The sequence below is a fragment of the Halomonas sp. 3H genome (assembly GCF_024206005.1).
Taxonomy (GTDB): Bacteria; Pseudomonadota; Gammaproteobacteria; order Pseudomonadales; family Halomonadaceae; genus Halomonas; species Halomonas campaniensis.
Genome location: NZ_CP100360.1, coordinates 3,647,374 through 3,669,692 on the forward strand (window position 1 = coordinate 3,647,374; position 22,319 = coordinate 3,669,692).

At 64.6% G+C, this 22,319-nt stretch carries 8 protein-coding genes; 3 read left to right on the top strand and 5 right to left on the bottom strand.

Annotated features, from left to right (window positions below):
- Positions 1 to 105: 105 nt before the first annotated feature.
- A complete protein-coding gene (locus tag NFC98_RS16815) occupies positions 106 to 17,229 on the bottom strand; it encodes a hypothetical protein (RefSeq protein ID WP_254277881.1) in 17,124 nt (5,707 codons plus the stop codon).
- Positions 17,230 to 17,808: 579 nt separating this feature from the next.
- On the opposite strand from NFC98_RS16815, the gene NFC98_RS16820 reads away from it, so the two are divergent.
- Positions 17,809 to 18,165 carry a hypothetical protein gene (locus tag NFC98_RS16820; RefSeq protein ID WP_254276041.1) on the top strand — a complete coding sequence of 119 codons (357 nt, stop codon included), beginning with the start codon at positions 17,809 to 17,811 and terminating at the stop codon, positions 18,163 to 18,165.
- Between the two features lie 70 nt (positions 18,166 to 18,235).
- Here the strand turns inward: NFC98_RS16820 and gloA are convergent, their stop codons facing one another.
- Positions 18,236 to 18,769 (bottom strand): lactoylglutathione lyase, encoded by a 534-nt coding sequence (gene gloA, locus NFC98_RS16825; protein ID WP_254276042.1) that lies wholly within the window; start codon positions 18,767 to 18,769, stop codon positions 18,236 to 18,238.
- A 218-nt stretch (positions 18,770 to 18,987) separates the two neighbouring features.
- Between gloA and NFC98_RS16830 the strand changes: the two genes are divergently transcribed.
- Positions 18,988 to 19,332, top strand: a complete 345-nt coding sequence (locus NFC98_RS16830) for a hypothetical protein (protein WP_254276043.1) — start codon at positions 18,988 to 18,990, stop codon at positions 19,330 to 19,332.
- A gap of 61 nt (positions 19,333 to 19,393) precedes the next feature.
- Complete coding sequence (locus NFC98_RS16835; protein ID WP_254277871.1) at positions 19,394 to 19,885, top strand: C40 family peptidase; 492 nt, start codon at positions 19,394 to 19,396, stop codon at positions 19,883 to 19,885.
- Positions 19,886 to 19,915: 30 nt separating this feature from the next.
- Here the strand turns inward: NFC98_RS16835 and NFC98_RS16840 are convergent, their stop codons facing one another.
- Genes NFC98_RS16840 through NFC98_RS16850 form a run of 3 tightly spaced genes read right to left on the bottom strand, consistent with a single transcriptional unit; the run spans position 19,916 to position 22,304 of the window.
- A complete protein-coding gene (locus NFC98_RS16840; protein ID WP_254276044.1) occupies positions 19,916 to 21,274 on the bottom strand; it encodes a sensor histidine kinase in 1,359 nt (452 codons plus the stop codon).
- Complete coding sequence (locus NFC98_RS16845; RefSeq protein WP_254276045.1) at positions 21,271 to 21,942, bottom strand: response regulator transcription factor; 672 nt, start codon at positions 21,940 to 21,942, stop codon at positions 21,271 to 21,273. The genes NFC98_RS16840 and NFC98_RS16845 overlap by 4 nt, the downstream gene beginning before the upstream one ends.
- On the bottom strand, positions 21,939 to 22,304 hold the full coding sequence (locus NFC98_RS16850; protein WP_254276046.1) for a PepSY domain-containing protein: 366 nt from the start codon (positions 22,302 to 22,304) through the stop codon (positions 21,939 to 21,941). The genes NFC98_RS16845 and NFC98_RS16850 overlap by 4 nt, the downstream gene beginning before the upstream one ends.
- Positions 22,305 to 22,319 lie beyond the last annotated feature (15 nt).

Below are 22,319 nucleotides of genomic sequence, written 5' to 3' on the forward strand. Positions count from 1 at the left end.
GGTGTTCTCCATTCTGTTTCACCTCGTGTGGCAACCGGCATCCCATCGCCAGCCGCTGTTTGGCGCCTCTACCGACGGTCACAGAGCGTTACCGTCGGCTCACGTTCAGCGTAGTCGAGAACCGAACTTTCCGATCAGCGACAGCGGCTTCGACAGTGCCAGCGAATTCAACGTATCGAACTCGAATCCTTCCATGTCGTCGCCTTCACCCACAGGTTCCTCTTCCATGGTTTGCTCCGCTGCTGCCTGCCTGGCGCGGTCGGAAAGGATCCTCGCCGGCGCCTCTACCGGCGGCGTGTCGGTCATGCCGCTGTCGCCACGCAGCGCACCACTCCTCAGATCGAACAGCAGCAGCTCATGCCCCAGCGCCAGCCCCTTGCCACTGCCCTGGTCGCGGGGCGGCTCGGCAGGCGCGTTATCTGGCGCCTCGACCTCCCCGCCATCCCCCGTCTCGTACATCATCGGCAGGAGTCTCAGGCCCGGCTCCAGCGACTCGGCCATCAAGGCACCATCGCCATGGGTCAGCCCCGCCAGGTGGCCGAGCTCATGCATCAGCACGGTCAGCAGGTCGATGCGGCCCTGGGCATCGCTGCCCTTTGCCGCATGCAGGCTGCCGTCGGATCCGAGGGTGAATTCCTCGTCGGCATCCGGAGTGGCATCGATAAACCAGCCATGGCTCGCCGCCTGGGCGTCGATCAGGATTCGCCCCTGAACCACCTGGGCCAGGCGCAGCCCGCCGAGGTCGACCACCTCGAGGTCGATCGCCGGCATCGCGTCCGGCAGGTGGTCGCCATGCACGGCTTTCAGGCGATGCCATGCCTCGGCCATCAGCGCCTCGAGCTCCGCCTCGTTCGGCACCGATCCGGCCTCCACGGCGCCCAGGGCGGGGCGAGCCGCCGTCAGGGCCTCCTCGGCATCCAGATAGGCGACATCATTGGTACGGGCCATGAAGTGCTCGAACGCGGCACTGGTGTCCGACTCGACCATCAGCCCCCAGTCGCCGGCGTTGAGCTGGCTGTAGTAGACATGGCCCAGCAGCTGCCAGGCAGCGTCGGCACCCTCACCACTGCTGGCCGGCTTCAATGCCGCGGTGACCTGGCCACCGGTCAGCGTCAGCTTGAGGTCGTAGGCCTCGCCCTCGGTCAGTGTCACGTCCAGGGTGGCGCTGATCTGTGCACCCTTGGCGGTCACGTAACCCAGCAGCAGCTGGCCGGCCCCGATGTCGAGCAGGGCGAACTTGTAGTCGTCGACGTCGTGGTAGTCGTAGACGAAGCCCGAGCGCCCCTCGGCCATCAGCCGTGCCTCGAGTTCCAGGGCGGCGTAGGGGGCGACGCCCAGCGGCAGGTCACCGAACAGCATGGCCGGCGTGCCGGTCGACGAACCGGTCAGCACGCCATCCTGCAGCAGCCAGTCACCGACACTCTCCTGCAGGCCGTGGGCATTCCCCTCGAACCCCCATATCGCCTCGTAGGTGGTCAGGGGCGGCAGGCTCTGGACCTGATAGTTGGCAAAGTGGCTCACCGCGTTGTCGGAGCCCAGGGCCAGGTAGCCATCGTTGAGCAGGTCCGCACCGAAGGCGTGGCGAATCTCGTACCGGCCATCGACGACCAGGGTGGCCAGGTTGCCGTTGAGGATCAGCCCGAGTTCGTAGGTCTGACCACCACGCATCTGCAGGTTCGTCTCGGAAAGGACACGCCACTCGTCACCGATCCGCTGGCCGATCACCAGCTTGTTGGTGCTGATGTCGATACCTGCGAACTTGAAGTCGTCGCTGTCCTGATAGTCGAAGAGGATATAGGCGTTGGACTTGACACCGGCCCTGGGCCGCTCCGCACTGACATCCACCAGGATCTCGACGTAGTTGGGCAGCTGGTCCTGCATGTGCAGGATACTTATCGCTCCCCCATCGGTACCGGCTGAGGTGGAATAGAGCCCTCCCCCCATGGTCCAGTCACCGGACTCCACGGCGAAGGCGCTGCTCTCCAGGGCATCGACGCCATCCCCGAGGAAGAGCTCGCGGCGCATGATCTCGCGCTTGCCCTGGAAGTTGCCGGGCTGCGGGTCGTCCGGGGCGCCGGTCTGCGCCTGCCAGTCGGCGTCCTTCTGCAGCACCAGCCCCAGTTCGCCATAGGGCTCGAAGTTGCGGGCCCCGTCCAGGTCGGCGATGCGCCGATCGTTCCCCTGGTCGTCGGCATGGCGTTCATGATCCGGCGCCCACTGGTCCGCCCCGTCGCTCGCGGAGAGCTCATAGAGGAACTCCTGGAGCTGCGGCTGCAGCGAGCGGCTGATGTGGAAGGCGCCGAAGGGGCTGAAGGGCACCACATAGCTGTTGTACTCGCCCACCCAGTCGATGGCCCGGTCGGCCCCAGTGTTGAGGATCAAGCGGTCGCGCCCGGCGCCGCCGAAGGCGATGTCGGCGTAGGACTGGTAAGCATCCGGCAGGTTGTTGGACAGGGGGGTGTCGGTGTGAAAGTTGGAGCCGTGATCATCGTCCATGTTGATCAGGTCATCGCCGCGGCCGCCATACATGTGGTCGCGCCCACTGCCGCCGACCAGCCAGTCGTTACCCAGGTCGCCGAAGAGGCGGTCGTCGCCATCGGTTGTCCGCCCCTCGCCGAAGCGACTGTCGATGGGGCCTTCGGTGGGATCGAAGTTGAGCAGGAAGTCGAACATCACCACCTGGTCACCGTCATCGTTGAGTCCGACCAGGTACTCGGTCTCACCACCGACCAGTCGCGTAACCAGCAGGTCGAGATAGTCGGCGGCATCACCTGGGAAGGAACCATCATCATTCAGGATCCCCAGTGCAGCTGCGGCATCCACCCACTCGGCGTTCTTCACCCAGTCGCCGTCGCTGCCCAGCATGATGCGCCGCCAGGGGTCGTGCTCGTCGTAAAGCGAGAACTCCCCGGTGCCGGGACGACGCCCCTCGTACTGCAGGATATCGCCAGTATTGATCGGTGCCCGATCGGCATACCAGGACTGTATGGCGTCGTTGCCCCAGAGCTCCTGCTGGCGCACCAGCAGCCAGTTGAGGCCACCGTCGTAGTAGCCCGGCAGCGCCTCGGCGCCGGAGATGGCGTCGTCGCCAGCACCACCGTGCAGCCAGTCGTTGCCCAGGCCGCCGAAGATGATGTCGTTGCCACCCTGGGTGAAGGCGAAGAGGCGCACCGCCAGCTTGAGCTCGTGCTCCTGATTGATCACCGCCTGCTGGATATTGCCGGGCGTGCTGATCACCTTGTCGAGCTCGGTCAGGGCCTCGATGCCGAACAGCGGCTCGGCCTGGCCGTTGCGGCTGGGCAGGATCAGGCCATCGTCGCCGATCACGCCATCATCGCCGGTGCCGCCGCTGATCCAGTCGTTGCCGGTGCCGCCGGTGATCCAGTCATCCTCGCTGCCACCGAAGATGGCATCGTGGCCGGCCATGCCATGGATCAGGTCATCCCCGGATTCACCGTGAATCAGGTCGTCACCGCTGTTGCCCTCGCGGGTCTCGCCCACGCCGGCCTGGTAGTCAATCAGCTCGAAGGCCCGCGGCTGGATCAGGATCCAGCTCGGTTCATTATTCTCGAGCGAGTACCAGGCATCCTCGATGGCCTGCGCATCGGTGCCGGGAGCAAACTGGCGGTCCTCGAAGAACTCGCCGGCGCTCAGGTGGCGGGTGGTATCGAAGTTGTAGCTCAGCGGCAGGCCATCGGCGCCGACCAGGCGATAGATGTTGGCGTTGTCGCCCATGATCACATCGGCATCGCGGCCGTGGCGGTCCTGCCACTCGATGAGGTCGTCATCGGTGCCCACGAACTCGTTGCGCTCCAGCCGCTGGCCGGCGCCGCCGTAGATCTCGTCGCCGCCATCGGGACGCTGGTCTGCCTCGACAAGACCAAACAGCGAGGAGCTGCCGCCAATGATGTCGTCCTGGCCCAGGCCACCGTAGAGCAGGTCGCTGCCGCCGTTGCCCTCGATATAGTCGTCGCCGTCGCTGGCACGCTCGATGACGTTGAAGCGAAGCGAAAGGATCGACGTATTTCCCTCGTTCACATCGACATCAAAGGAATGGGGTCCGGCTTCACCGCGATCACGCCGCGGGTCGATATCGACCTTCTCCAGCCCGGTTTCACCGGCGACGAGCTCGTCCAGTTTATCCTCGGTAGCCGCCTGCCAGCCGGTAAGGGTGAGGCCCCACTGGCCCAGCAAGTTGGCAAGCTCGAAGTCGCCCAGGATCTCGATGCTGCCATCGCCCTGGATCACATCGTCACCCAGGCCGCCGAACAGCATGTCGCCGTCGGCCCCTCCGGCCATCAGGTCGTCGCCGTAGGGACGATGCGCACCGGTGGCATCCTGGGTGTCATGGTCATGATCGAGCAGGCTGATGGTCCGCCCGAAGGACCAGTCGGGGTCCGTGCCCTGGCCATTTACGGTATCGAGGTTAAGCTCCGGGTAGCCGCTGGCGGTGGAGGCCTCGGTACCGACAGCCGGCATGGCGTAGATCTCGTTGCCAGTCAGCTGGAAGTGCCGCTGGCTGCTCGTGGTGTCACTGCGCCAGATGGTGCCACTGTCGCCCAGCATCACGTTGCTGCCGCTGCCGCCGTCCATGATGTCGTTGAAGGAGTCGATGCGCACCCTGGCATCGACCCCCAACGTCTCCCAAAGCAAATCGATTGCCGCGGTGTCACCATCGAGGAGATCGATGCCACCCTCGACGTTGTGGCCGCCGATCATGTCATCGTCGCCGGCCCCGCCGAACATCACGTCGTTGCCCTGCTGGCCGAGCATGATGTCGTCGCCATCGCCGCCGAACATCAGGTCGCCGGCGCCGCCATCCGCGGCACCGGTATCGATGGCGAAGAAGTTCTGCGAATGCCCGAGGACGGTGCCGCCTTCATCGCGATAGGTGGTCAGCTGCGGGTAGAGGCGGCCATGGTCGCCGAACATCAGATCGTCGCCGGTGCCACCGAACATGATGTCGCTGTCGGTACCGCCGAACATAACGTCGTCGCCTTCCCCGCCGTCGATCAGGTCACGGCCGCCCAGGGTCGGGTCGGTGGTGGTGATCAGATCCAGGGTCAGGTAGTAAGTCGCCGCGAAGGGGTTACCGTGAAGGCCCTCGAGATAGGCCTCGATGGAGGCGATGGCCGCATTGCCTGCATTTGCGTTGCCTGTATAACCCCAGACCAGGCGGCCCTGGTCACCCAGGATGATGTCGTCACCCTCCTCGCCGAACAGCAGGTCGCCGAGCACACCACCCAGCACGATATCGTCACCGTCACCGGCCAGCACCAGGTCCTGGCCGCCTTCGTCTTCGTGATCATCGGTAGTTTCCAGGCGGGTTAGCACTCCACCCAGAATCTCGACTTCGCCATTCAATGAATCCCCAGAGACAAAGTCCAGTTCACCGTTATCTCCCAGCAGGATGTCGTTACCGCCCTGGCCATGGATCTCATCACCGGACAGGCCACCGAGAACGATATCGTCACCGTCGCCGGCATAGATCAGGTCGGCGCCGCCGACGAAGTCGCTGGCGTCAGCCGGCTTGTCGAGCAGTGTGCCGTCGAAGGCCGTGCCCCCCAGCCAGCTCTGGACGAATTCGAGGTAGACATGCGCAGGGTTGCTGGTATCGAACCGGAGCTCACCGTTATCACCGAGGATCAGGTTATTGCCAACGTCCTGGTTATCCGGCAGGGCGCCATCCAGATTGCCATAGAGGACATCGCCCTCGGCGCCACCCAGAATGATATCGTTGCCGGCTCCCCCGGCGATCAGGTCAGAGCCACCGCTGGCATTCTCAGTATCGGTCGTGACGATCCGAGAGACGGCACCACCCAGGTAAGGCAACACGCCAGGCCCGGGAGTCAGTGCCTCGGCAGACACCAGTTCCACCCGTCCGTTGTCGCCCAGCAGCACGTCATCACCTGCCTGGCCATGGATTTCATCACCCGCCAGGCCGCCGATGACGATATCGTCGCCGTCACCGGCATGGATCTCGTCCGCACCGCCGACGAAGAGATCCGGGTCGGCCACACCATCGCCGCCCAGCAGGCTGCGCACCAGGGAGAGAGAGATCCAGTCGGGATTGCCGGTATCGAAGACCAGCTCGCCGTTGTCGCCGAGGATCAGGTTGTCGCCGACGACCTGGTCACCCGTCAGCGGGATATCCAGATTGCCGTAGAGGACGTCGCCCTCGGCACCGCCGAGGAGGATATCGTTGCCCTCACCGCCCCTGAGGGTATCCACCCCACCGCTGGCATTCTCGGTATCGGTGGTGACGATGCGCTCGACCACGCCGGCCAGGAAGAGTCGAGCACCGGGGGCATCGGTATTCACCTCCCAGGAGGAGATCAGCTCGACCAGGCCGTTGTCGCCCAGCAGGATATCGTCGCCTTCATTGCCATCGATGGTGTCGCCCGCAGTGCCGCCGAGGATGATATCGTCGCCCTTGAAGCCGAGAATGATATCGATGCCACCGACGAAGCCGTCGGTATCATCATCCTCGGTCACGACACTCTCGACGCGATCGAGATAGACGAAGGACTTGTCGTCGACCGACTGGCTGCCGAAGGTAACGACACCGTTATCGCCGATAATGATGTCGTCGCCATCGGCACCGTGGATCACATCACCCTTGGCACCGCCGATCAGTACGTTACTTCCCAGGTCGCCGTAGAGGGTATCGACACCGCCAGTCGCATTCCTCGTATCGGTGGTTTCCACTCGGGTGAGATAACCGCCGAAGGTCACCAGGGCAGCGCCTTGCTCGTGCAGACCCACGGCCGGGGCGAAGGTCAGCAGGGCGTTGTCGCCGACCAGGATGTCGTCGCCGGTCGCCTCTGCGTAGATCGGAGCACCCGTGCTCTGATCAAAGCCGGTGATTACCTTGACGACAGCGGGTGCATAGCCGTCACCGGAGGCGTTCAGACTGCCGCCGTTGACTCCATGGAGCGTGTCGTCACCGGAGCCACCGATCAGTACATCGTTGCCGCCGTTGCCGTACAGCGTGTCGTTGCCGCCCTCACCGTCATCGGCGAACAGGCTCCTGATGGTGGTGACGCGACGCTCATTGAACTCGATGCGCCCCCAGTCGCCGATCAGGATGTCGTTACCCTGGGGGGCACTCTCCGGCAGGTTGTCGGGATCGACTTCCCAGTCGCCATAGAGATGATCATCGCCACCGCCCCCGATGATGATGTCGTCACCGGCACCACCAACGATGGTGTCATCTCCGTTGATGTCGCTGGGCTGGGCAAGGATCAGATCGATCGTGGCACGGTTGTGGTCGAAGCTATCGTCTTCACTGTCATCGAAGAGGGCCTTGATGTCGTCAGGAAGTTCATCGTCACCGATCAGGCGATGCACGCCCTCCCCGCCGAAGTTCCGATAGGCCACCAGGCCACTGTCGCCGAACAGCACATCGGGGCCGTCACCGCCATCGATGACGTCATCTCCTTCGCCACCAAAGACCAGGTCCGGGCCACCGCCGCCCAGGATGGTATCCACCCCGGCGCCGCCGAAGATGATGTTACCGCCCTCACCGCCACCCAGCAGGGTATTGGTGCCGCTGACCGGATCCGACTCCGCTTCGTCGACCAGGGAGTGGATGCGGATGGCGAGTCCTTCGGCGGTGTATTCGACACGGCCACCATCGCCGAAGATCGTATCACCACCCCTGCCGCCGTTGATGGTGCTGTTGCCGAAGCCACCGAAGATCAGGTCATCCTCGGTGCCGCCGTCCAGGGTATTGTTGCCATGCTCGTAGTCGCCATCAAAGGCCCACTGGATGACCCTCAGGGCATTGCCATCGAAGTCGAAGTCCGAATCGTCTGCCAGGGCATCGTCGATGCCGAAGGCCGAGCCATCACCGAACAGAATATCGAAGCCCTTGCCGCCGAAGATCGTATCGTTGCCTTCGCCACCCTTGAGGATATCATCGCCGGGTCCGCCATAGATGATGTCATTGCCATCGCCACCGAAGATACGATCGTTGCCGCCAGCGCCAAGGTCGACATACTGCACGGAGTGCAGCGTCCAGGCCGAGCTCCTGGTGACCGTGACCTGGCCGCCATCGCCGAACAGGATATCGGCATGATCGCCGCCGATGATGATGTCATCACCACCGCCACCAAAGACCAGGTTGTTGCCGTTGCCCGTCGTGATGCGGTTGTTGCCGTCATCACTGGACGCGGAGGCGTTGATGCGTAGCCCGTCTTCCGTGCTTCCCTCGACCTCGACATCCACCTGACGCAGTGTCCCTGTACCGCCGAAGATCAGGTCATCGCCACTCCCGCCATGGATGATATCGTCACCCCGGCCGCCGAAGATGATGTTGTTGCCTCCCCCGCTGTTCTGGGTGGCATCGATGACATCGTTGCCCAGGCCACCGTAGACCAGATCGTTGCCGCCGCCGAGGTAGATCTTGTCGTTGCCTTCTCCCCCATGGATCTCGGCATCGATATCCCAGACGCGGCTGAGGTCGATCGTGTCAGCCCCCTCACCGCCGCGCACCAGGATCCTGCTGATCCCGCTGTAGGTCTGGGCCGCATTTACCGGAACCCCGAACTGGTCCGACCAGACCTTGACCGAGTCCACCCCGGTCTGCTCGACGATGATATGTTCGCCGATATCACGGGTATCCCCTTCCAGGCGAAGGTGTGCCGAGTCCCCGATATTGAGGATCAGCGTGTCGCCGGACTCGGTGGCCAGGATGGGTTCACGGTCGAAGGGAATCTCGAACTCGAAGAGCACGATGGGCGGGGTGATATCGAGGGTGAACTTGCTGGTCAGGATCTTGACATAGGCGCGCAGCTGGGCGGCGATATCCCCGGAGATATCGAAGATGGCGATGGGCGCCAGCAGCGGGCTACCGGTACGCGCCTCGAATTCGATGACGCTGAGCAATTCACTCAACCGTACTCGCCCGTCACGATCCGGGTCGTAGAGGTCGAAGTTGACCGTGAGAATGATCCCGCCTTCCACCCCGGCACTGCCGATCCCCAGATTCACCTCGGCACCGGCGAAGACCTCGCCGGTCAGGATCAGCTCGGGCACGTCGGCGCCGCTGCCATCCGGGTTCTCGCGGTCGCTGATGTAGAAGCCGCCGAGCAGGTCGAGGGGGTTCTCGAAGTTGCCATCGGCAAAGGTCTGGAAGCCGTAGGTGTCGTAGCCGAAGGCCAGGTCGATCTGCATCCCCAGCCCCACGGTGATCACGGCAAAGATGGGGCCGTAGACCGGGAAGCTCTGCTGGTACTCGAAGTCGAGGACGAAGGGCGGCATGTCGTAGGTGACCAGCACCGCCGGCCGGCCCACCAGCAGCCCGAAGATCTGTGCCGGGTCGTTCAGGATCGGAAAGTCGAAGCCCCCTCCCTCGCCGAAACCGCTGGTCAGCGAACGGGTCGTGCTGGCCGCTTTCGAATCACTGCCCAGGCTATCAAGACCATCCAGGATGGTATTGATATCCAGATCGCCAGGGAGGATGCCATCGGCAGCCCCTGCCAGGTCAAAGCTGCCATTGGAAAGGTCGCCAGCGCTTATCGCTCCACCACTCGTGAAGACCGTGAAGCTACCGATGGGAATATAGGCATCCTCTCCATCGAGCCCTCCGATATCGTTGGCCAGCTTGATGATATCGGCGATGGCATAGATGAAGCCCGGGTTGAACTCGCCGAAGGTGGCGGCCAGATCGACCAGGGTGATCGGCTTGCCGGCAAGATCGGATATCACCGGAATCGGCGTGGTCAGCACGTCGATGATCGGCTCCAGCGGGCCGGTGATCTGCTGGATCTGTCCGACAATGGGCCCCAGCAGGTCGGTGAGGAAGGAGCCGACGTTGAGCCGCACATCGTTGAAGGCGATCTCGTTGAGGGAGTCGGCAAAGTTGAAGTTCAGCCCCGAGGCGAAACTGGCATCGATCAAAGGCGTGTCGCTTCCGGCTGCGGTATTGCCCCAGTCGAAGACGAAGTCGGTCTGGATGCTGGGCAGCAGCGGCGCGATGGTACCCGACGGCAGGATATCGTCGTTGAACTGGACGGTTCCCTGGACATCGAGTCGAGCCCCCGCCTCCAGGGTCACCTGGGCATCGAGCTGGCCCAGTTCGAAGAAGGCGAGTCGGTTACCGCCGGAAGTGTTTACCAGGTCGACCTGGAAGTCGGCGAAGACACCGGTGCCGACCAGCTCACGCTTGCCCGTCTCGCTATTGACAGCAAAGGCATCCCCGTTGGGCGTCACGACCAGCTCAAGGAAACCCAGCCGCCCCGAGAGCTGGTCTGTCGGGCCGAAGGCCAGTTCCGCCCGGGCCTGGAACTCGGCGATCTCATCGCCCGCCGTGACCTCCTCCCCGTCGATCGTGTAGTCGACACGACCCACATCGAAGTAGGCCCCCTGCTGGGTGCTCAAGCCGAAGCCCAGGCCCAGGCTCCACTCGAGGATGATCTCGGGGTCCACGTCCAGGTCCAGGCCCAGGGCGGGGAAGCCCAGGTCGAAGTCGAAAGCGACATCGGGACTCCAGGAGCCGCCCAGCACGAAGTTCCACTGGACGCCATCGGCTGTCATCTCGGCATTGATGTAGTGATTGATATCGGCGTCATAGTCACTACTCAGGACGCCGCCGAGAGCACCGATATCGATCCAGCCGGTAGCGGTGGGGTCGAACAGCTGCTCGAGGCTCAACCCAGTGAAGGCATTGGGCGCCGACTCATCCAGCTTGACGAGTACCGTGGTTGACCAGAGCGAGCGGAACAGCAGGTCCTGGACGATCTCCAGGCCACGCAGGGGCGCTTCCGCCACCTGCTCGCGGAAGGGATCGACGAAGTCCTGACGGAAGTCCTCGATCACCGTGGCTCCATCGGCGAGGCTGTCGCCCAGGAAGGGGATATCCACGCCCAGCACCTGGCCTTGGAGAAGCGACTGAAGGTTGGCCAGGAAGAGGTCGAAGCCATCGATCATCAGCGGCAGGCTGGAGAAGATATCAAAGCTCTCGAAGTCCAGGGCGTCGAAGAAGCCGTCGCTGAAGGCCAGTACGTCGGCTCCCCCGCCGACAGTGCCCGCTAGCGTTAGCTCGCCGCTTCCATCCAGCGACAATCCCGCCCCCAGCAGGATATCGCCCAGATAGCTGGAGCTGGTGGGGAAGTAGACCGGCAGCGTGGCTGCTGCGGCGCCAGCAAGTTGCGGATTGAAATCAGCCTCGAAAGCATCGAGGAATCCTGCGTTGGCGCCACCGGCACCGAAGAGTTCCAGAGGATCAAAATCTCCACCCTCGAACAGGGCAAAGCTGAAATCGATCAACGCCGTACCATCGCGTACCGAGGCCCCCAATGGCCCCAGGGCGGCGTTGAAGGTGAGGTTGTCGCCGGTGGCGCGCAGGTTGCCCGAGAGGTTGGTGCGCCCATCGCCGTAGAGCAGGTTGACGGTCGGGGCAGGATTGCCGTCGCCATCGAGTATCAGGTCGCCGTCTTCATCGATGAGCGTTGTCAGGTCGATGCCGAAGCTGAGCCTGGCATCGATGGCACCACTGACGGCCAGGCCGGCGGCACCGTAGAGGCCAAGATCGTCGATGCTGAGCCCGAGAGCATCGAAGTCCGTGTCACCCAGCAACGCCTTGATATCCAGCTGTATATTGATCGGCTCGCTGAAGCTGCGCGAGAAGTCGATATCGAAGATCAGGTTCTGGTTGCCCTCCACCAGTTCCAGGGCCAGGCCGATGGCGCCATCGGGCAGCCCCAGCGCCTCGGTGAGACGGCCTTCCAGTTCCTGGATGGTGGCGACCGGGTTGGCCAGGATCTCCTCGATGCCGGCGGCGAAGTCGTCGGCGATCCCCACCATGTCGAGAATGCTGATCCCCAGGATGGGGATCTCCTCGCTGAGGAAGCCGATACCGGAGAAGCCATCGACGATGCCACGCAGGCTTTCCAGTGCCTCGCCGAAGGTGGAGAAGTCCAGCGCAGCGAAGCTGCCCAGGTCACCCAGAACGGCCTGCAAGGCCTCCTCGAAGGTATCGAAGGAAGTGAATACCGAGGTGGGGTCACCTGGAATCTCATACTTTCCGATCTCGATTGTCGGCAGGGCAAACTCCCCGGCGACAATGTCCCCGAAGTCCACCAGGCGCACCACGATCTCGCCACCGGCAAGGCCGAGACCCGCCACGGCGGTTCCCGCTTCGCCCAGCACAGTGACATCGAAGGCGATATCACCGGCGGTGACATCAATATCAGGCGCAGCAAGGAAATCACCGAGTGCCGTGATGTCGTCCTCCCGCACGGCATCGAGAAGCTGGCGCAGGCTATAACCGCTGGCATCCGCCCCCGGGTCCGCCAGGCCCAGCGAGAAGCTGGCGGTCAATTCCGGCGTGCCGGCTTCCAGCCCTACGCCGATAAAGCCCAGGCGCGCCTCGGCGGCGAAGTCGGGCAGGGTCAGGCTGATCTGTGCCTGAAGCAGGTCCCGTCCGTCATGCTCGATGGACATGCGATCACTCAGCCCGAGGCTGCCGATGCGATCGCCCAGGATGGTGTCGTCGCCGACATCGGCCTGGCGCTCCGCGCTGCCGGCAGAGAAGATGCCTAGCTGGCGGGCCGTACGCGAGCCGTTGAGGGTCTCGACTTCGAAGTCGTGATCACCGGAGGTAGCGTCTTCCAGCACCAGACTGGCATTGTCGGCAGATATCGAGACTACCACCTTGCCATCATTACCCTCTGCCCCGTTGATCGCGCTGATGGCGCCATCGATATCCGTCACGCCCGTCAGGTCGACGGTAACGATCTCGCCGGAGCGTGTCCTGATCAGCAGGTCGTCGGTATTGGCTTCCAGGTTGCCGAAACCAGCCTCGATCTCGACCAGCCCCAGCCAGTCGCGGGCCTGGTCGCCGGGCTCGGTTTCAGCGGTGGTAATGCCGAAGCTGGTAATGCCCGAGGCCTCGCTGGCCGTGAAGGTCAGCCGGCCACTATCGATACCGACCACGACGGAGCGGGTATTGACCCCATTGTCGAGAAAAGCGTCGTCCACCTTGTCCTGCAGCACGCGCTGAAGGTCATAGAGGGTCCGCGCCTTGAGAATCTCGTCGGGTGTCAGGGTGATATCGGCAGTCTGCACGCCGCTGCCGGCGTCGTAGGCGATGGTGAACGTGGCCGTCTCGCTTGGTCCGAAATACTGCGTCACGGCCTGGGCGGCACTCAGCCGCAGGGAGGCATCGATGCTGTCGCCATCGGCGAAGCCCAGCGCTTCGGCGCCGGTGATGGAGATCTCGGTGACCGCGTCATCCAGGGCCTTGATGCCCAGGCGCTTGGCACCCAGGGCGACAAACTCGATCTCGCCATCAAAGTCACCGGGGGCATCGTCAAGCTTCTGATTGAGCAGCTCGACCAGTTCGGCGATGGAGCGCAGCTCGGCGGTTTCGGACTCGGTGATGCCGATTTCAACGGTATCGGTGGCGTTGTAGCCGATGACGATGGTGTTGGCATCGCCGCTGATCTGGCCGTACTGGCTGGCGATCTCCCCGCCGCCCTGAAGCAGCAGGCCAGCTGTGTCAGAAGAAGTGCCACTATCCTTGCCAAAGAGCCCGGCAAACTCGGCGCTGAACTCGACCTCGAGGTAATGCACTCCCTCGGCGATGCTGCCGAGGATCAGCTCGTTGCCGCTGCGGGAGAAGGCCAGGCGATCATCTTCCCCTTCCGCAACGAGCAGGGCGTTGAGGTCACTGACCAGGTCGCTGAGGGTGCGATTGCCCGTGGTCACCTCTGCCGGAAGCTGGAGTTCGATCGGGTTGGCGTCATCCCCGTTGAGGACGATGGTGACGGCGCCATCACTGTCCAGTTCGTAGTCCGCCTGGGTGGCCAGGGCCACCGCCACATTGGAGGCACGACTGGAGGCAAGGCCGATCTCGCTGAAGGCGGTGTTGGTCTGCTGGACATTGACATCGAAGGAGGACACGCCGTCAGCGGCCACCAGCACGATACGGCCATTGAGGACCTCTGCCGTGATCTCGCCGGGCAGCTGCTCATTGATATCGTCGGCCAGATCCTGGGCGGTGGTATTGGTGCTGGTGGCGAGCCTGGTCACGGTGATGGTTTCCCAGGCACCGCCATCGACGCGGAGCTGGAAGGAGGCATCCGACGAGAGCCTGCCCTGAACGGTCTGCACCTCGCCGCCGCCGGTGGCCGCCAGTTGGTCCATGGGCGTAACGCCCAGTTCCGCCAGATCCGGGTTGGTGTCGAGGTTACCCCCCTCCCCGAGCAGGATACCCAGGGTGACGTTCATGCTCTCGGAGACGGCCAGCTCGATGGTGGAGGCGCTGAAGGTCAGCTCCAGCGGGCCGAGCAGGCTGGTATTACCGCCCTCCTCCTCGGAGAGGCGCTGCAGGAAGTCCACCGGGGACTCGGCGCTGCTGACGCGGCTTTCGAGCCGCGAGAGCGTCAGCGGCAGCAGCAGCTTGGCATTGTTCGGGTCATGGGCGCCCGAGGCCGCGGGGTCGTACCAGATGACCGCCGCCCCGTCTTCCGAGAACTGCAGGGTGCCGTCCGTGAATTCGGTGGTATCCAGCAGGCCCAGTGCAGCCAGCCGTGCCGTCAACTCCTGGACATTGGTAAAGGGCACCAGGGTCTCGATGTTGCCATCGATTTCGACCTGAGCAATCAGGCGGCTGATCTGGTTCAGGGTGTTGCCCGCCTCCTCGCCGATCTGGTCGAAGAGCAGGGCTTCCTGAATCAGGTCGTTGAAGCCCAGGACCTCGCCGAGCACCAGGTCGGCGAAGGGGATATCGAGGTTGCCCAGGTAGGCGGAATCCGCCACGCGATCGGCCCAGGCGCGCAGCTGGCCGAGCATGCCCAGTACGCTGTTGGCGCTGACCTGGTTGAAGTCGACCACTTCCGGGGTCAGGCCGGTTTCGAGCCCGCTGCGATGGTCGGTATCCATCTCGGCGCCGTAGTCCATGCGCCAGTTGCCCGAGCGGTCCTGCACCAGGGACGCTTCGGTCAATGACAGGATGCCCTCGCCACCGAACTCGATCTTGATCTCGTCCCACTCGCCCGTGGTGCGCTCGAGACCATCGATGACCTCAAGGGTCAGATCGAAGGCGAATGACGCATCGTTGGCCGGAGGAAGGGTGAAGAGCTCATTGGCACTCTTGGTGGTCAGCTCATCGAGGCGCACCACCCCATCGGCGTCAATGGAGAAGTTCTCGACGAGCCGCAGGGGCTCGGGGTCAACGCCGGTCACCGAGATCCTCAGCTGCCCGGTATAGGCCTCGATCGTCTCGTTCTCGTCTTCAGGGTCCGGCATTTCATCCATGACCTTCGAGACGGTGACGCCCTCCAGCTGGCCATTGAGCGCATCGATCAGGTCATCGAGGCTGTCGCCCTCCTCGGCGTTGATATTGGCGCGCTGGGGAAGTGCCGCTCCCACCGCCAGCAGGAAGGCGGCGGTCAGGTCATCGGTCAACAGGCCATCTTCCGCCGCGATGTCCATCAGCAGGTCATCGCCGTCGAGACGCAGGTTGATGCCCTCCGCGCCGGTGTTGTCAGCCACCAGCGACAGGGAGAGCCGATCCTCATCGTCGAGCACCACCTCGACCAGCTCCGCCAGCCCGGCCTCCAACAGCGCGCTCTCCACGGCGGCCTTCACATCGCCACTCTCGGCGGGCGCCACGATGACCGCCAGCGGTTCGGTGCCGGCATCACCGCTCAGGAAAAAGGCCAGCTCGAACTCCACGGGGTGGTCGAAATCGCTGACCCCGTCGACCGCGGTCAATACGCCATCGGTGCTCACCAGCGGCAGGTCGGCGGCGAAGCCCAGGGTGGCCGGCAGGCTGTCCGGGGTGACCTCCACCTCCTGGACGATATCCAGAGTGAAGGTGCTGCCATCCGCGGCCTGAAGTCCCAGGAAGCCGGCATTGACGAACAGTCCAGCCAGATCCTCATTCGACGACAGCGTCATCTGGATGGGAGCGTCGTCGACAAAAGTGCCGGCCCGCAGGCCGAAACTCTCCTGGAAGGGGGCCAGGTCGGGGCTGGTATCAACTTCCGGCAGGTAGAAGGAGAAAGCCAGGGGGATATCCAGGTCGGCAGAGAGGTCGATCTCCGGCTGGACCGGGGTAGCCGTTGGCGTCAGGCTGCCACCACTGGTGAATCGCTCAGTCAACGCCTCGATACCCAGCTGGTCGGCGACGATGCCGAAGTCGAGCTGGAAGGTATGCTGGAAGCCGAACACCAGGCTGCCGGAGAAGCCGAGCTGGTAGAAGGTGTTTTCGTCTGCGTCGCTAAGCTGATCGAAGGTAAAGCCGCCGCTTCCCAAGGTCAGCAGTTCATTGAAAATGGCGCTGCCTGTGAATTCGACGTTTTCAAACAGGGGAAAGGAAGTCGATTCTGCGGCGATGGCGCCAACCTGCTCGTTGAGGGCATCGGCTACTGACTCGATATCACCTTCTGCCTGGTTGCTGGCGGCATAGTCATCCAGCACCGAGAGCAGGGCGCCGACGAAGAGCACGTCGTAGGCCTCACGCCAGCTGGCGAAACCGTCTCCGTCCAGGTCCAGAGTGGCAAGAACCGTGCTGTCCTCGGGGCCAATCCACTGCCCATTGAATCCAAAATCACCTGTTGCATAGCCGTAGAGATAGTCGGCACGCTTGCCCAATTCGACTAGATAAGTTTCAAGCTCTTCCGGGGAGTAATCGGCAAAATCGAATTCTGTCTTGCTGAATGGCTGTTGCAGGAGTGGTGAACTGCCAGTAGTCGGATCCAGCCCCGGAGTCAGGAGCTGTTGAGAAGCGGGATCTACCGCAGACTGGCCGAGCAGGTCGGCGATCCTGGGCGGGCGAGTTTCACTGTCGACTACCTCGCCATCCTCGACGGTATAGGTGGTGGCCAGCATCCCCGGCAGGCCGGCGAACTCCTCGTCCAGGGTGGAGATGATATCGTCGAGCTTGTTGCCGAAGGCGAGGAAACCCTCGGCGGCATCGAAGACCATGTCGCCGAAGGCCCCGGAACCCACCAGCGAGGAGAGTTCGCCATTGAGCAGGAAGCGGGGCTCCAGGGGTTCCAGGCCATGGTGGGCCGATCGAGCCGATTGACCCATCGACGCCTGACGGAGCTGCCAGCGCGCCTTGCCACCGCGCCTGAACCCCCGGTAGGGGTGTCGGGGTCGCCACCAGTCGGCAACGGGCAGGGGATGCTCGGCCTGCGTGCCTGAGTTGCCGTTGGTGCCTGGATTGTTGGTGACCTGCTCGTTGCCCCGCCGCCCCGCCACTGCCCTGGTCATGACGCTCTCCCGCCCCGGTTCAGGCTGGCTTCACTCCTGGTCTTCCGGCTGGCCGGAAGCCCTTGCGCCATTGCTGAGCCAGAGACACTACATTGGCCGGAAAGGCCGGCCAGTGATCATGCTCCCCAATCAAAGACGCTTCCTCGAACACGTCACCGACACCCCATCGCCTTGGGATGCCGGTTGCATCATGATCGATACGGGCAGCCATGCTTCCCTACCGAGGAGCCTGGCAGACCACGCATCAGCATTAGCTTGAACAGTTAGTCCTAAGAAACGCCACCGGTATTTTTGATAACAAGAACCAACGCACGCCTAGTACGAGGTCATTATTCGTCGATAGCTCTTTAGGGTTAGGCTACAAAACAGGCAGGGTCAAACAAGTTATCTTTCAAATCTTGACAATCAACAACATGACAATATTGGATTTCCCACAAGCCTTTCATCCATAAAGGAAAACTCTTGAACAACCGGAAAGCTTTAATTTAATTCAGGCTAATCAAGTGACTGCTCTTTTCCAAGACGCCCATGGGAGTCAATATGCTTTTCCGTAACATGATTATTGCCATGATGGTTTCCATGCTGACTCCGCTAATCGAGTGGGCGGTAGCCCAATCACCTCGCCAGCAGTCGATCGCCACCACCACCACCGTGGACGCGGGGCGCTGGCAGGCCATCCGCCTGAGACACCTTCCCGAGGGCGCCTCCTTGCAGATCCAGCTGGAAACCGACGGGCGTCTTCGCCTCTTCCTTGTGGAGGAGGCCGAGTTCGACCGGCTGCCGAATGCCGCCAGGCCGCTGCTGGCCAGCGAAACCCGAGGCCATGTCGACCTGACGCTGAGGATTCCCGAGAGCAGCGACTACTATCTGGTGCTGGACAACCGTCAGGGCAGTGAAAGGCGCCAGGTATCGGTAGGGATCACGGGATCTCGATAGTGAAGCAGCCGCCGCGCCCGGAGAGGGAACGGCGGCTCATCGCAGGGAACAAGGGAAACGGTCAGGGTCGTCAGTCGCCCAGCGCGGCCAGGCGGTCGGCCTGGACCACCTCGATCCAGTAGCCGTCCACGTCCTTCACGAACACCACGTTCTTCATCTTGCCCTGGTCGGCGCGCTTGACGAACTCCACCCCGTTGGCGTCGAACCAGGCCTCGGCGGCCTCCAGGTCCGGCACGCTGAAGCAGATGTGGCCGAAGCCCTGGGGCTCGGCATTGCCGTCGTGGTAAGCGAAGTCGGCCTGGTTCTCGGTGCCCCAGTTGTGGGTCAGCTCCAGCAGCCCCTTCTGGCTGAAGGTCCAGACGGTGCGCTCGCCCTCGTCGTCGGGCACCGCCTCGCCTTCCTCCAGCTTCGCCAGGAAGTAGAGCGAGAAGCGCATCTCCTCGAAGTCGAGCCGGCGCAGCACCCGCATGCCGAACACCCGCGAGTAGAAGGCCAGCGCCTTCTCGGGGTCCTTCACTCGCAGCATGGTGTGGTTGAGCCGGAAGCCCTCCGAATCCGCGGTGGGGGTCTGTACGCCGGGGTGCTGCTCGCCCTGAAAGCTCATGCCTTTCTCCTGTGGACGTTGAGGTGTCCTGTGATCATGGGGATGGCGACGACACTTTTCCACCCGCCCGCCGCCATACAACTCATGTATAACTTTTTGTCACTTCATGCCCAGGAAGGGCCAATTCAACGGGATATTCGCCGAAAAATGACTTGCAGGCCGAACCAATCCTTCTACACTTCCTGTACAAGACCGACAACGCACCCCGGAGGCCCTCGATGAGCGCCCATGCCTACGAACTGCACGACCATATCACCCTCAAGCAGCTGGCCGACGCTGTCGCCAAGGGCTTCTCGCCCATCGTGGAGGTGGAATCCATGGACGGCATCTACACGGTTCGCCTGCACCATGGCACCGGCGTCTCGGAGCTGTCGGATACCGAGGGCCGGACCCGCACCTTCCTGGGGACCGGCGAGATCCGCGACCTGCTGGGCGGCATCGGCCTGACCCATGGGGTGCTGACTTGGTCGGACCAGTGTGGCGACGAGATGATCGGCGTGCCGGGCCACGCCATGACGCCCGACGAGATGCTCACCCACGGCACCCGCATCGCCTTCCGCTGAGCGTTCGCGGCGGCTAATGTAGGGGGCAGGACCGCCACTCGTGGACCCGACGATGCCCGTGATGCCCACCGCTGCCCGTTCCTCGCTGCGCCTGCTCGGCCTGGCGCTGCTCCTGTCGCTCGTCGCCGGCTGCGCCAGCCGCGACCTGGCCACCCGGGACTTGGCTCCCGGCGAGGGGCTGACCATCGAGCGGGCGCTGATCCTCTCGGCCGCCGAGCGCTCCCTGGGCACCCCCTATCGCTTCGGCGGCAACACGCCCGACGCCCTGGACTGCTCGGGGCTGGTGGCGCTGGCCTACCGCACCGCCGGCATCGCGGTGCCGCGCACTGCCGACGACCAGTTCCGCGCGCTGCCGTCCGTGGACCGGGCCCGCCCCGGCGACCTGCTGTTCTTCGATACCGCCGGACGCGGCAAGGCCAGCCACGTGGGCATCTACCGCGGCGACGGCCAGATGATCCACGCCCCGGGGCGCGGCCGCCGGGTGGAAACGGCGCCGGTGGAGATCGCCTACTGGCAGGAGCGCTTCCTCGGCGCGGCCTCCGCGGCCCCCTGAGCCGGCCTACCCGTCCTGCCGATCCGGCGGTCAGGCCTCGGTCAGCGGCCGCGTCGGCAGCCAGACCCGCACCGCCAGCCCCCCCAGCCGCGAGCGGCCCAGGCTCAGGCTGCCCCCGTGAAGGGCGACCAGGTCGGCGACGATGGCCAGGCCCAGGCCGCTGCCGGAGCGCACCTCATCGAGTCTCGCCCCCCGGGCCATGGCCTGCCGGCGCTGCGTCTCGCTCATGCCGGGGCCGTCATCCTCGACCTCCAGCCAGCTGCCCCCCGCCTCGCTGCGGCCGGCGAGGATGACCCGGCTGTCGGCCCAGCGCAGGGCGTTCTCGAGCAGGTTGCCGACCAGCTCCTGGAGGTCCTGAGGGTCCATGCGCACCGTCATCGCCTCCGGCAGCGAGTGGCTCAGGCGGATGCCGCGCCGCTCGGCCAGCCGGCCCAGCCCCTCCAGCACCGGCGCCAGCACCTCGAGGCAGCGGCTCGGCCGATGCAGGCCGGCGTCGCCCGCGGCGGAGGCCCTGGCCAGGTGGTGTCGCACGGCCTCGTCGAGGCGCCTGAGCTCGGCCTGCATGCGCTGGCGCTGCGGCTCCTCGAGACCATCTGCCTGGGTATAGAGGACGCTCACCGGGGTCTTGAGGGCGTGGGCCAGGTTGCCCGCGGCGTGGCGGGCCCGCTCCATCAGCCGCCGGTCCCGGGCCAGCACGGCGTTGATGGCGCCGGCCAGCCGCGACAGCTCGGCGGGGAGCCGGGTGTCCAGCCGTTCGGCCTCACCGTTCTCGACGTCGCGCAGGTCGGCCTGCAGCCGGCGCAGCGGCGCCAGGGCCCAGCGTACCTGGATCGCCAGTGCGCCCAGCAGCAGCAGGGCCAGCCCCAGCAGGGAGAGCGCCAGCAGGCGAGAGAAGCCGGCAAGCTCCGCATCCAGCGCCTCCCGACTGAGCGCCACGCCGACGTGCAGCGGCGACTCGAGGGGAGCGAGGCGGATATCGCGCTCGATCAGGCGCAACGGCACGCCCCTGGGCCCCGTGACGTCACGCACCTCGGGGCCGGAAGCGCCCTGCACCGGCAGCCGCTGGTCCCAAAGCGAGCGGGATGCCAGCACCCGCTCGCCGCCGTCGCTGACCTGCCAGTACCAGCCGGAGAAGACCCGGTCGAAGCGTGGATCCCCCAGCGAGCGCTCGTGCAGCAGCCTCTGCTCGACCTCGTCATAGCGCACCTCGACGATGACCACGTTGAGCAGGGCCGCGAGGCGCTCGTCGAAGGCAGCGGTGGTGGAGACGCGAAAGTGGTGGGCGAGGCCGAACCCCGCCAGGGGCAGCGAGATCAGGATCACCAGCAGGGCCGCCACCAGCAGGCGGGTGGCCAGGGAGGCCCGCGCCAGCGAGGGCAGGCGACTCATCCGCTCTCCTCGCCGCCCGTCAGCCGGTAGCCCTGGCCGCGCAGGGTCTCGATGTGCACCGCACCCAGCTTGCGGCGCAGCCGGCTGACCTGGACATCGATGACGTTGGAGTCGGGCTCGTGGTCGCGATCGTAGACGTGCTCGGCCAGCTCGCTGCGGCTGACCACCCGCGGAGCGGCATGGGCCAGGTAGGCGAGCAGCCGCGCCTCCTGGGCGGTCAGGCTCACCGGGCAGCCGGCGCGGGTCACGCTGCCGGTGTGGGTATCGAAGGCCAGCTCGCCGATGCGCAGCACCGGGTGGGCATGGCCATGGCTGCGCCGCACCAGGGCGCGCAGCCGGAACAGCACCTCGGCGGTCTCGAAGGGCTTGGTGACGTAGTCGTCGGCGCCCGCCGAGAAGCCCACCGCCTTGTCGGCCCAGCGGGTGCGGGCGGTGAGTACCAGCACCGGCAGCTCGATGCCATCCTCGCGCCACTGGCCCAGCCAGCGGGTGCCATCGCCATCGGGCAGCCCCAGGTCGAGGATCACCGCATCGTAGGTCTCGGTGCGCACCAGGAAGTCGGCCTCGCCGCCGCTGGCCGCCCGTTCCACCAGCACCCCGCCACCGGCCAGGGCCTCGCCCAGCGCCTCGGCCAGGGCACGATCATCCTCCGCCAGCAGCACCTTCATGGGCGGCGTCTCATGTCGTCGATGCCGACGCCCTCGATGCCGATCAGCTCGCCGCTGGCGGCATCGAACTCGAATTCCACCCGCTGGCCCCGCGGGCCGAGCATCTCCACCTCGTAGATCAGCCGGCCATCGTCATGCTCCAGCTCCAGCTCCACCTCCAGCACCTGTCCCGCGTAGTGGGCCTCCAGCCAGTCGAGAACCGTGGCCATGGGCACCAGCTCGCCGCGACTCACGCGTTGATGGAGCTCCTGCCAGTCGTCGTCGGCAGACGCCGGAAGCGGGCCGGCCAGGGCGAGCAGCAGCACCAGGGCGACGGCGAGGCCCGAGCGGAGAGAGGCGGGGAAGGGGAGTGAAAGGTTCATGGGGGCAGCTTGCCA